The sequence below is a fragment of the Bifidobacterium sp. LH_512 genome, assembly GCF_056356435.1.
Map to the genome: position 1 here is coordinate 46877 of NZ_JBKEUE010000001.1, position 12502 is coordinate 59378.

Annotated in this window: 7 protein-coding genes and 1 pseudogene; 2 read left to right on the forward strand and 6 right to left on the reverse strand. The window is 56.9% G+C overall.

Going from position 1 to position 12502, the window contains the following annotated elements; genetic code table 11:
• Window positions 1–42: 42 nt before the first annotated feature.
• The 4 genes from AC1AWD_RS00195 to AC1AWD_RS00210 form a co-directional block, all read right to left on the reverse strand.
• Window positions 43–3534, reverse strand: a complete 3492-nt coding sequence (locus tag AC1AWD_RS00195; RefSeq protein WP_476563081.1) for a DUF3427 domain-containing protein — start codon at window positions 3532–3534, stop codon at window positions 43–45.
• Between the two features lie 21 nt (window positions 3535–3555).
• Complete coding sequence (locus AC1AWD_RS00200) at window positions 3556–3948, reverse strand: (deoxy)nucleoside triphosphate pyrophosphohydrolase (protein ID WP_476564486.1); 393 nt, start codon at window positions 3946–3948, stop codon at window positions 3556–3558.
• 517 nt (window positions 3949–4465) lie between these two features.
• The gene (locus AC1AWD_RS00205) at window positions 4466–5839 is read right to left on the reverse strand and encodes an MFS transporter (RefSeq protein WP_476563083.1); all 1374 of its coding nucleotides are present in this window, start codon (window positions 5837–5839) and stop codon (window positions 4466–4468) included.
• A gap of 354 nt (window positions 5840–6193) precedes the next feature.
• Window positions 6194–7228 (reverse strand): PfkB family carbohydrate kinase, encoded by a 1035-nt coding sequence (locus AC1AWD_RS00210; RefSeq protein WP_476563085.1) that lies wholly within the window; start codon window positions 7226–7228, stop codon window positions 6194–6196.
• A gap of 231 nt (window positions 7229–7459) precedes the next feature.
• On the opposite strand from AC1AWD_RS00210, the gene rpmB reads away from it, so the two are divergent.
• Both rpmB and AC1AWD_RS00220 read left to right on the forward strand, forming a co-directional pair.
• Window positions 7460–7654: a 50S ribosomal protein L28 gene (gene rpmB / locus AC1AWD_RS00215; protein ID WP_476508702.1), complete on the forward strand. Its 195-nt coding sequence runs from the start codon at window positions 7460–7462 to the stop codon at window positions 7652–7654.
• A gap of 356 nt (window positions 7655–8010) precedes the next feature.
• Window positions 8011–10560 (forward strand): ATP-dependent DNA helicase RecG, encoded by a 2550-nt coding sequence (locus AC1AWD_RS00220; protein ID WP_476563087.1) that lies wholly within the window; start codon window positions 8011–8013, stop codon window positions 10558–10560.
• A gap of 194 nt (window positions 10561–10754) precedes the next feature.
• On the opposite strand, the gene AC1AWD_RS00225 is transcribed toward AC1AWD_RS00220, so the two are convergent.
• Together AC1AWD_RS00225 and AC1AWD_RS00230 are read right to left on the reverse strand one after the other, a co-directional pair.
• Window positions 10755–11543, reverse strand: a complete 789-nt coding sequence (locus AC1AWD_RS00225) for an MFS transporter (protein WP_476563088.1) — start codon at window positions 11541–11543, stop codon at window positions 10755–10757.
• 103 nt (window positions 11544–11646) lie between these two features.
• Window positions 11647–12204: pseudogene (locus tag AC1AWD_RS00230) on the reverse strand (hypothetical protein); the annotation flags it as partial.
• Between the last annotated feature and the right edge of the window lie 298 nt (window positions 12205–12502).

Below are 12502 nucleotides of genomic sequence, written 5' to 3' on the forward strand. Positions count from 1 at the left end.
TGCTATCTGTGTTTTTAGTCGCACGTAGTCGAGATGGCAGCACTATGCCGTTGCGTGGCCGGTGAGGTGGCGATACAGCTCCGGATCAAGCGGTTGGGCCAGTCGCAGATTGGAAACGACCACTTTTACGGTTTTCTCCCCGGCCGCATCGGGCTTAGTGGTCTCTTGCAGCTGCGACACAGACGCAACATGGCCGACATAGTAGTAGCGCGCCTCTTTCGCCTCCTCTTTGCGCATCACAAACAGCGGCACGAAATGGGAGGTAGCCCAGTCGGCGGAGCCAAGCCCATCGGTCAGCCATAGGAATTCCGGCGACACCAAAGAACGGCCGTTCTTGCTGAAATATCGCATTTCCTGCGGGCCGAGGAACTGATCCTCATATTGACTGGTCGCATATTTCACGAAAATCGGCATCGTATGGGTATTCCGATGCATGAAATATCCGCCGACATTCTGGCCGTTCATCTCATCCTGCCAGCCAAGCAGTCGCATCACATCAGCCAGCGAATACTTCTGCTCATACAAGAAACCATGGTCGAAACCGCGCTGCCTGGCCTGCGTGGAAGCATACAGGTCGCGGCAATTGAGCAGGCCGGTGCGCACAGTATCCGCGAAGAACGCGCGGAAAGTCTGACTGCCGGCCAGCATCGCGGCAAAAACATCACTGAGTCGCACTGTCGAATCATTCACGGTAATCAGTGGCGTCCCACCGAAACGCTTTGCATTCGTCGCAGTGAAATACGAATAATCAAGCACGCGCAGCGCGGAGTCCAACTGCGCATCAGTCAGGTCGGCATTCGGAAACTGCGACGCAATCAAAGCGGCAATCTCATGCCTGCTCGCAGGCGCGGGCGCCACCCACGAAGACGCCGCATTCCACTGCATACCGGTGCGGCGATCCTCAGGAAGCACGCCGGTGACCGCTGGCAGGCCGCACAGTCGCTGCAAAATCAGCAGTTCGTGCGGGCGCAGTCCTGGTAGCAGCAGTTCGGTCGCCATTTTCAAAATGCTGTTTTCGACGTCGGTAATTGCGTCGAATGACTGCGATGACAATATGTGATTGCTGATATCAGTGCCGGAGGATGCTGCGATTGCAGGTTGTGTTTTGGAAGCCGCCACCTTAGAAGACGATTTTCTCAACATTTTGCGTTCACGGGATCGCACGAAGGAATAGTAGCTGCCGGATTTTGCGGCCATCGTATACGGTAGCGACGCGTCATGCGCATACACATCCATCAGAAGCGGAATGCGACCAAGCTGGTATTTCAATTGACGATACTGCTCGGTGAGACGATTCATATCAGACCAGTCGGCGGCATCCAATGACGCGAGCACGCGCTCGCGAGAAATGGCGTCGAAACTGATTGACGACAGGCCGATGGAACGGCGTTGCAGATTTTTGCGCGCGATATCGCGGTCGCCGGTATTGCCGTACAGCGCCACTGGAATCAGGAAATTATTGGCGTAGTTGCCGATGAAATCGATGACGATGACACTGTCTTTATGCGGGAATTTGCGTAGGCCTCGACCCAGCTGTTGCGTGAATACAATACTGGACTGCGTATTGCGCAGCATCACAATCTGATTCACTGACGGAATGTCAATGCCTTCATTGAACAAGTCCACCGTGAAAATGTAATCAAGCGAATCTTCATCATGCTCGTCCGCTTCGAGACGGCGAATCGCGGATTCGCGTATGGTTTCAGATGTTTTGCCGGTAACCGCCATCGTGCGATACAGCCGTTCCGCCTGCTGATTGTAATGCTGATTGAACAAGTCGGACAGCGCTTGCGCCTCTTCGATTGAACTGCAGAACACCAGGCCGGTGATTTGCTGATGATACGGCGCATATTGCTGCAAAATATCGATAATGTATTGCACGCGGTCGGCGGACGCCAACTGCTGAATCTCATAATTCAACTGTACGGACGCGTCGTCGCTCATATCCTGTGAAACGGTGATGCGCCGCGCGCTGATATCGTTGCCGTTATCGACAATATTACCGCTCACGGCCTCGCCATCATCCGGCGACCCCAAATATTCCGCGACCCCGTAATAGTGGAACGGGCACAGCATATCCTCGTCAAGCGCCTTCTGCAGGCGAATCTCGTACGCAATGTTATGGTCGAACCATTCAAAAATGTTTACGCCATCAGTGCGCTCCGGTGTTGCCGTCATGCCGAGCATGAAATCAGCGCCATCAAAATGATCGATAATGGACTTATAACTGGCGGCACCAACATGATGCGCCTCATCAATCAAAATGTAATCAAACTCGTCTGACGCGAACGTATTCAGCACTTCCGGACGGCTCAGCGACTGCGCGGTGGCGAACACGTATTTGCGGTCGGACTGCCTGCTGCCGCCGGAAAGCAGTCCAAGCTCGTCATCCGAACAATGCAACACCTTCTGATACGACTTCATTGCGTTGCGTAAAATCTCTTGGCGGCCCGCAACATACAGCATGCGGCGCGGCTTGACCGTCTGTACGTCAAAAGCGGAAAGATACGTTTTGCCTGTGCCGGTGGCGGAAATAATGATTGCGCGGCGTTCGCCGGCTTCGCGCAGTTCCGCAAGGTTCATCAATGCTTCGCGCTGCATCGCATTCGGCGTGATCGCGGTTATGTTGTATTCGCTTGATTTCAATATTTCCCTGCGCGGCGGCGCGTACTTTTTAAAATCCTCTTCGTATTGGCGGATCCAATCCTCGGTAAGCGGCACGGATTCGCTGATCTGCGCATCCAATTCACGTCGGAATTGGTCGATCAGATCGCCGTCGGCCAGCGACGATAACTTCAGATTCCACTCGCGTTGCCTTTCGAGCGCATATTGCGTCAGATTCGAACTGCCGACGTACACGTTGTAATACGGGCTGCCGTCATCCATATGACGCGTGAAGATATAGCCTTTCGGGTGGAATGGTTGACCCGCGGAGGTACTGGTGGCGTCGTTAGCGCCGACATTGGCGGCACCGTTGCGATTACAGGCATTTTCATTATTGGCGAAGCCGTTGATGTTGACGTTGCCGTTATTGCTATCGCGATTGCGGCCATCCCAAATGCGTACGTCGATATTGGTGACGTCCTTCAATCGCAGCAGATCCCAGAAGGCGGAAGGTCGGTTGAAATAGTTTTTGGTTGATGTGATAAGGCGGCTGGAACGTGTGACTGTTGCGTCGCTTTGTGCGGGAATGTTCTGTTGTGATGTGGTGTGGTTTTGTGCCGCGCCGTTTGACGCTGACGATATTCTGCTGGCTGCCTCACGGAAATCTTCAAACAAGCTTCGGACCGCTTCGGCCGACACGAATGCCACTGATATATCGAAAGCGTCGCTTTGGGAAAGTTCTTCGCTTAAAGCCTCACCCATAGTATTGCCAGGCCTGTTGGAAATCAGCTTCGGCCCGTAATGCCCGGAAGCGGTGTCTTTGGACTGGATGAGGCCGGATACCAGATCCTCCAAAACAGGCGACGTTTGGCTGACGGGGGAATCCTCAATCAGGGAGCTAGTCATGTAATCATCTGCAAAATCGTTCATGATATTTCTGTGTAATCAGATTCAGTAATCAAATTTCATGACGGAAATTCTGCGAACGGCTTCGGCATCAGCCGGCGCCCAATCCAATGACGGCATCTCATCCGACGCGACCCATTCCATACGACGATGCTCAGTGCGATGCGGCTCGCCCGCGACGAGGCGGCAAATGAAAATGGTGAGGCGTACCGTGCCGAAATCATATGTTTGTTCGGATGTGCAGATCTGCTTGAAAACGTCGATGTCGCAAAGCAGCTCTTCCTTGATTTCGCGGCGCAGCGCTTCCTGTGGGGTTTCGCCGGCTTCGATTTTGCCACCTGGGAATTCCCAGTATCCCGCCAATGTTTTGCCGTCGCCGCGTTGTGCACACAGTATGGTGTTATTGCGTACGATTGCTGCGCCTACAACATCAATGATTGGGGCACTGCTGTCACTGTTGCTTGCGGTGCCGTTACTGTTACCGTTGTTGTTGCTGTTGCCACTGCCGTTGTCGCTACTGATTGCGGCATTGCTGGCGGTGTTGCTGGCTGCGGCATCGTTGTCGGCATTCTCTGAAGTACGGCGTTCCATGGCTTCCCCTTTTTGCGAATAATCAGATCCAGGATACGCCGCGTGGCATGTTGATCAAATTCAACATGCCACGTTGATATGTGTGTGGGTTTTTGAATGCATTGCAGTCACATTTGCTGAAGTTGATGACTTCCGCCTGCAAATGTGACCGAAAATGGGGGCTGAAACGGTCACATCTACAGGAGGAAACGGTTTCTGCCAGCAAATGTGACCGGCTGCAGCAGTGCGGCGTCATTTTGGCGGCAGCACAGCGTCACTCTGAGACTCCTGGTGCCGCCTTAGCATCTCAGTGGTCTTTTGGCGACATCTCAGCGGCGCGTCCCGGCGGGGCGGTGCCTCAGCACCCCGCGGCCGGCAAACTGCCTTACTTTCGCGTCGGATCCTTCTGTGCTACAAGGAACACCAGCGCAACCGCCAGCAGCAGTGCGATCGACAGCACGCCGATGGACGCGTTGCCGGTCAGCGACGTGGTCGTGGCCACAAGGAAGGTACCGATGATCGACGCGGTTTTGCCGAAGATATCGTAGAAGCCGTAATACTCGTTGGCGTGATCCTTCGGAATGATCTTGCCGTAATACGAGCGGGACAGCGCCTGAATGCCGCCTTGGAACATGCCGACCAGAATGGCGAGAATCCAAAATCCCACAGCGTCATGCAGGAAGAACGCGGCGAAGAACACGATGCACAAATACGCCACGACGGCGATCACGATCATCGGCTTCGCGCCGTAACGCCCCGCCAGGCGGCCGTATAGAATCGCGCACGGGAACGCCACGAACTGCGTGACCAGCAGCGCGATCACCAGCTGCGTCGAATCAATGCCCAACTGCGTGCCGTACGATGTGCTCATCGAAATCACCGTATTGACGGCGTCGATATAGAAGAAGAACGCGACCATGAACATCCACAGCGGCTTATTGGCGCGGATTTCGCGGAAGGTCGACGCCAGTTCGCGGAATGTGCCGCGGATCGCTTCGCCCGCATGGTCGGCGGTGGTGCGGTAATGCACTTGCCGGTAGCTGCTAAGCAGCGGCACGGTAAACACCACCCACCAGACGGCGGTGATCAGGAAGGAAATGCGCGTGCAGGTCGCCGTATCCAATCCCAGCAGGGCGGGCCCGCCGAAAATCACGGCGATGCACACAATAAAAGGAATCGTCGATCCGACATATCCCCATCCATAGCCGTGTGACGACACCTTATCCATACGCTCATTCGACGTGGTGTCAATCAGCATTGAATCGTAAAAAGTCAACGATCCGTTCAGGCCGATCGTCGCAAGCACGCACAAAATCAAAAACGGCAGCCATGCCAACGGCAACGCCATCGCGCAGCATGCGACGACGCCAGTCAAAAAGAATCCGATGAAAAACTTGATTTTCATGCCCTGAATATCGGCGATGGATCCAAGAATCGGCATCAGCACGGCGATCACCAGCGATGCAATCGTTTGCGCATACCCCCATGTCGACACGATATTGTCTTCGCCGGCAGCGGTCAGCAGCGAATTCGCATAAATCGGGATGATTGCGGTCGACAGCAGCACAAACGCCGAATTGCCGACATCGTAGACGATCCACTTCTTTTCGCGGGGCGTCAGTTTGCCGACTGGTTCGATTGGAAAATTGCCGTCGGCGAGGGCTTCGGGTGCGTCCTGACCTTTGATGGCGGAAGCTGTGTTGAGCGCCTCGTTGGCAGTGTCAAGTCTTGCGCGCGAAGCGTTGTTGTGTTCAGACATGGAAACTCCTGACTATTTTTGTTCCCCTAATCCTATGCGCATTGATTGAAAAAGCCGCCTGACGAATATGAATGATGGGTGAATTGTGATGTGACGCGAAGGCGGTTTGGTCGAGGGCAATGATGATGTGATGGTCGGTGATGTGTGATGTTGCGATTGTGCTTGTGATTTTTACGAAGTGATGTCGTATTGGGACGCTGTGATATTGCGTCTGGCATGACAGCGGCGCCGCCATATGACATTGTCGCGTGACGATGACGTATGGCGGCGCCGACTTGGAAGATGCTGCGTGGCGTTGTTGATTGGCGGCCGAAGCTTGATCGTTGCTGAATCGTTGCGCTCCTTCGACGGCGATTACGCGTCGGCGGCGTTCACCAATTCCATGGCTTGTGCGTAGGACGGGCAATTCGGAACACCGTCGATATTGTTTTGAATCGCCAATGATGCGGCGGCGTTGGCGATGCGGACGGCGTCGACTAGCGACCATCCTTCAGCCAGCAGCGCGCACATCGCTCCTGTATGGCAGGTGCCGGCGGACCGTGTGTGTGTGGATTTGGTGGGGAAACCTTCCACATGGACGACTTCGCCGCCTGGCGTGCGCACCCATGCTCCGCGCGAGCCTGCACGAACGATCATCGGGGCTCTCAGTGTGGAGCCGAGTGCTTCGCACAATGCGGCCATGAAGTCGTCGAAACCACCGTTGACTTTGAGCGTTAAAGAGTCGTCGACGTAGACACCGAGACGATTCGCCAAGGTCATGGCTTCCTGCCGGTTGCATGACCAGATTGGGCGTGCCAAAACAAGATCTTCCAGCAGGTGGTCATTGACCAGTTGAAGCGTGTTCGTTGGATTGATGATGAGATGGTACGGTCGATTATCTGGGTTTGTGCCGGCACGACAGACGAATTCATCGACGCCAGCTGCCGTGTGATCCATCAACGAATTGCCGCTGATATGTACGACGTCGGCGTCTTCCAGAGGGATGCTTTTGAAAATCGAAGCGTTGCCTTGCGTCTCCGCACCATAGTTGGCGATGAAAGTTTTGTGATTGCCGTCGTTGAAAACCAGTCGGAACCCGGAATCCGCGTCGATGCGGTCAGGCCCGATATGTTCGATGTCGTCCTCTCGGAAAGCGTCGCGAATCACTTCGGCCCATAAACCGTTGCCGATGATGCCGGCATGCTGGGTATGCGCTCCCATACGGCTGGATGCTTGCAGAATACGATAACTGCCGCCGACGGCGGGGGAAGTCTTCTTGGCAACTGCGAATTGGCCAGAACTGGGAAAATCGTCCACTCCCATCATGATATCAACCCAGACTTGACCTAGTGAAATGACCGTTGGCTTGGTGGATTTCGCCTGTCGGTTGCTGAATCGTGAGCTGATCATCGTTGACGCCTCCTTGCTAGTCCAACATTTTTGTATTATTTACAATGATTTTATGAACGTTTGCTGGAGTCGGTTGTATGCCACTCGTGAAGATTTATGCGTGTTTTGCAAAATGTCAGACCAGGTTGTATATTAGTGAAGTTGTGTGTTCGCATGTGCGTTGATTGCATGCTTGATTCGTACAGGTGATACACAGACTTGCAAGTCAGTAGTAATTGTAGGGAGTCCATTATGGCAGCTCGTTGCGCAGTGTGCGGCAAGGGACCGCAGACCGGTTTCACCGTCTCGCACTCTCATATTCGCAATAAGCGCACCTTCCGCCCGAACCTGCAGCCGGTTCGCACCACGGTCGACGGTGAAAACGTCCGCGTCCGCGTGTGCGCCAAGTGCCTCAAGGCTGGCAAGGTTCAGCGCGTGGCCGCGTGAACAAATGCGAGATAGCAGCTTAAAGCCCCGGGTAGTCCGATGACTTCCGGGGTTTTGCTTTAGGCGGCTCCGGTTTTGCTTTAGGCGGCTGATTCTTGTCGTTGTTCCGGGCGGCTTTGCGGTCATTTGTGCTGACGGCCGCGCAGCCCATCAGCAAGTGTGGCCGAAAAGTAGGCCTAGAACGGTCACTTGTGCTGATACGAACGACCTTCACCAGCAGATGTGACCGTTTTGGGGCATTGTTTCGGTCACTTTTGCTGATGGGTTGTGTTTTCTCCAGCAATTGTGACCGCAAGATGGTGCAGAAGCAGGGCATCTGCGTGTGAAGTCCGGCAATTCGGCAACAATGGGGGATTATGAGCAGCGCCAATCTGAACACACCCATCGCGTCGGTGATGACGAACAAAAGACGTGTCAGCGCGCTCAAAAGTCTGGGAATCGTGTCCATCAACGATGCGTTGACATATTATCCTTTTCGCGTCACCGATCCCGTCCCGCTTCGTTCGTTGCATGAAGCGAAAATCGGCGAAAAAATGGCGTTCGCCGCACAAGTACGCGGTTTGCGCGTCTCTCCCATGGCCCGTCGCGGCTTTCGCCTGGAAGCTTTGGTGGATGATTCCGAATTCGCATCGTCGCACAGCATGCCCGGCTCCGTTGCCTCACTTGTGTTTTTCTCGTATAAGAAATCCTATATTGACTGGGTTGCGATGCGTTTGCATGAAGGCTCGCAAATTGTTGTTGCGGGCGAGCCAAGTGTGTACAACAATCGTCTGCAATTCACGCATCCCGATCTGCTGACGATCGCGCCAATGGTGAATGCCGACGCAACGTTTGCGATGTCATTTGACGATGCTGCGAACTCGGCGCAATCCCCGGCCTCACAATCACAATCGCAGCAAAGGCCGTATCGCGCGTCGCTGCAAACGTTGCACCCTACGGCGGCGACATCGCCAACCGGTCTCAAATATGACGCCGGCACTATGGCGGAAGCGCTGGCCTGCGTGTGCAGGCCGCGTCCCGTCTATCATGCGACATCGCGTATTTCCAGCGAGCATATTCATGATTCCATCCTGCAATGTATGGATATGCTGCGCGACAAAACTGGTAATAGTGCGGATGTCGCTGCGGCGAGCCCGCGTAAGCCTGAAAACAATCCTGCGAATAATCACATGACGCCATACGACGAATTCGCTGTCCCACAGCGCGATCGCGTTGCGTTGGCGGAATCGCTACGTGCTGCAATTCCTGATATTATTCCCGAAAAAATCCGCGCGCAAAACGGTCTGATACATCGCGCGGAAGCGTTCGCCAATATTCATGATCCGGCGAATCGCCGCGGTTTTGACGCCGCCATCCGCACGCTGCGTTACGAGGAGGCGCTGATCTGCCAGACATCGCTGTTGCAGTCGCGTCAGCATGCGCGCGAATCCGCGGCCGAGCCGTGCGCCGATATTGCATTGCGTGACGCGTTCATCGGATCGCTGCCATTCGAATTGACGCAGGGGCAGCATGATGTTATCACTGCCATCAGTGGTGATATGTCGCGTGACTACCCGATGCAACGATTGTTGCAAGGCGAGGTCGGTTCCGGTAAAACTGTGGTTGCGGTGGCCGCCATGCTGCAGGCGGTCAGTTCCGGGCGGCAGTCGGTGCTGGTCGCGCCGACACAAGTGCTGGCGGAACAGCATTATGAGATGATTCGCCGCATGGTCGACGGAGTTGACGGAGCCGCCGATATCCCCGTCGTTCTGCTGACGGGCGGCATGAAATTGGCGGCGCGACGTCGCGCACTGGCCACGGCGTCCAGTGGCGAGCCGTGTATCGTCGTCGCCACGCATGCAGCGTTTTCAAAGACGTTCCAAGCGCCGAACCTAGCGTTAGTGGTGATCGACGAACAGCATCGTTTCGGCGTGGAGCAACGCGAATCGTTGCAGAACAAGGCGCAGCAAACGCCGCATCTGCTGGTGATGACGGCGACCCCGATTCCGCGCACAGCTGCTATGACATGGTTCGGTGATCTGGACATTTCCTGGCTGACCGAGCTTCCGGGCGGGCGCAAGCCGATTCGCACGTTCGTCATTCCGGAGTCGAACGGCCATACGATGGGCAGCATGTTCGCACATATTCGCGCGCGCATCGACGCGGGGGAGCGTGCTTACGTGGTGTGCCCGCGCATCGACGCCGATGATGATACGCCGGCGGATGACGACGCGGCCGATGGCATCGTCGATGGCCATCATTTTGATGACGCCTACGATTTGGGTGAATCCGACGAGCAGCGCGCCCAACGGCCGCCTTTGCATTCGGTGAAGGAGATTGCGGAGCGTTTGGCCGCGCTGCCGCAATTCGCGGGTATCTCGTTCGCGACGTTGACGGGGCGTGATGATGATGAGACGAAGCGTAGTGTGATGGCGAGCTTTGCGGATGGCACGACGCCGATTCTGGTGGCGACGACAGTGATCGAGGTCGGCGTGGATGTGCCGCAGGCCAGTTGCATCGTGATTTTCGATGCGGACCGATATGGACTGTCGCAGCTGCACCAGTTGCGTGGCCGCGTTGGCCGCGGCGGCACACATTCGTGGGCGTTCCTGGTGTCGCGTGCGGCGGCGGGAACGCCGGCAGCGCAAAGGCTTGTTGTGATCGAGGGCACGTTGGACGGTGCACAGATCGCGCAGGCCGATTTGGAATTCCGTGGTGCCGGCGATGTGCTGGGCGACGCGCAGTCTGGCGGCAAATCAAGCTTGAAGCTCCTGCGCGTGGTCAAGGACGTGAAGCTGATCGAACAGGCGCGTTCCGACGCGCAGCGTTTGCTCGCCGATGACGTGGCGTTGTCAGGCGAGGTCCAGCTGGCAGGCGCGGTATTGGACTTCACGCGCGGCAATGAGACATTCCTGACCAGTAATTAGCGTGTATGTAACGCTGTGGACAGGCCCGGCTGGGATAGAGATCCCCCAAAGGAATACGCACAACGACTAGCCGGCTAAACACGATGCGCGGAAGTCGGGGTACGTATCAGAGAAGATGACCCGACCTGAATCGGCATCAGGCCCGGACCCCCGTTGCGGGCGGCCGTCCGGGCCGGGGTTGGTCGGCTCGCTTTCTATAGCGTTACCATGTCCCACATAGTGATGCGCGGGATGTCCTTGATTCTGGAGCATAGGGCGGTGAGAACGCCAAGGGCCGAGAAGACGACGGCCGATGCGATGACGAGCGTGAAGCCGTTGTCCAGCTGAAGCATCGGTCCGACGAAGGCCGGGGTCACCGCGCTTGCGAGACCGACCGATGTCTCGAACACCGCCGAGGCCCCTCCCTGCATGTCCTCCGGGGTCTTGCCGAACAGGAAGCCGTACAGCGCGGCGTTCAACGCCGGCACGGGCAGCCCGACCAACGACGTCATCGCCAATATGCACGGGAACGAGCCGCGGAACAGCAGCGGGACGAAGCACGCCGTTATGAACGCCAGGCAAAGAACGATCAGCAGTCCCGTGCGGACCCGGTTGACCAGCCGGATGGCCAGCAGCGAGCCGATCAGCGCGCTGACGCCCATGCCGGTGCTGATCAGGCCGATCAGCACCGAACTGGTTCCCGACGCCGCCAGCATGATTTGGGAGCCGGTCACCAGCATGACGAAGGAGACGTTCACGAACGCCCCGACCAGCATGGCCGCCAGGAAAGTCGGCCTGCGGGAGCACCAGCGCCAGCCTTCGTGCAGATGCCTCGCGAAGGCCGGCAGCGGGTTTGCGCGGGGTCCGTTCCGGTCGGATGCGTCGTCCGGGCGATGCGGGGAGGGGGCGCGGATGGACGTCGCGGCAACGGCGCTTGTCAGATACGAGAGGGAGGACGCCACGAAGATCGCGGCGCTCGACAGGCTGTACAGCAGACCGCTCACCAGTCCCCCGGAAAAGGTCGAGCGCCGCCTCGCGGCTTTCCCTCACCGCCTGGGCGCCCGGAAACAATGTTTCGGGGATCAGCGACTTGAGTATGGCATCGTTGGAGCCTCCGAGCAGGCCCGTGACCACTCCGAACAGGACGATCAGGACGCAGAGGGCCGCGATGTCCGGTCCCAGCCAAAGCATGAGGGCCGTCGCCAGCGACAGGGCGAAGCCCGCGAAGCCGAGCAGACGCATCATCTTCTTCCTGTCCAGCATATCGACGAGGCCGCCGCCTATCGGGGTGAGCGCCATGACCAGCGTGGATTCGATTGCGGTAAGAACGCCGGCGACGCTTTCCGACCGTGATATCTCGAATGCGATCAGGGGAATCGCGAAGGCCCTCATGCTTTTCGCAAGGGCCTCCGCGGTGTCGGAGACGAACCAGTTCCTGTAATTGCCGATACGCCACAACGAACCGTCCATTTGCGTCCTCCGTCTCTTGGAATCGGGCGGCGTATCCGTCCTCGGTCTTTGCCTGTCCGGCAGTCCGCCTGCGGCCTGGTTGACGGCCTCTCCGATCTTCGTCCCGCCATTGAAACGGTACCTCTTATCGGCCTTGGACCGGCATCCGTTTGGAATGTGATCAGGATCCGCCGGACGGGATGCATCCCGGTCCATGGCCGATGTCGTTGGATGTTCATAGGCCGATTAGCGGTTCCGCTCCCGGACTTGTGTCGCGTCCACGCGACCCGTCGAATCCCCGCCGCCCTTTCCTCATCGTACCCTATATGTGCGTATATGAGACGTGCATCGCCCCATGGCGGTAAGGGAAGGAACGATGGTGGCCATCCGGCAATGGTCGGTGAACCTTGACGAAACGCCGCGGGTAATGCTCGTGCGGGCCGGCGGGTTCCCCGTTCTGCGCGTGAGCGGCCGTCGCACGGCGGGCGCTGGTCTCCTATATGGATGCGTCCGT

Coding starts and splice junctions, on each gene's coding strand:
- AC1AWD_RS00195 (WP_476563081.1), bottom strand. CDS start 3,534: ATGAACGATTTTGCAGATGATTACATGACTAGCTCCCTGATTGAGGAT.
- AC1AWD_RS00205 (WP_476563083.1), bottom strand. CDS start 5,839: ATGTCTGAACACAACAACGCTTCGCGCGCAAGACTTGACACTGCCAAC.
- AC1AWD_RS00210 (WP_476563085.1), bottom strand. CDS start 7,228: ATGATCAGCTCACGATTCAGCAACCGACAGGCGAAATCCACCAAGCCA.
- rpmB (WP_476508702.1), top strand. CDS start 7,460: ATGGCAGCTCGTTGCGCAGTGTGCGGCAAGGGACCGCAGACCGGTTTC.
- AC1AWD_RS00220 (WP_476563087.1), top strand. CDS start 8,011: ATGAGCAGCGCCAATCTGAACACACCCATCGCGTCGGTGATGACGAAC.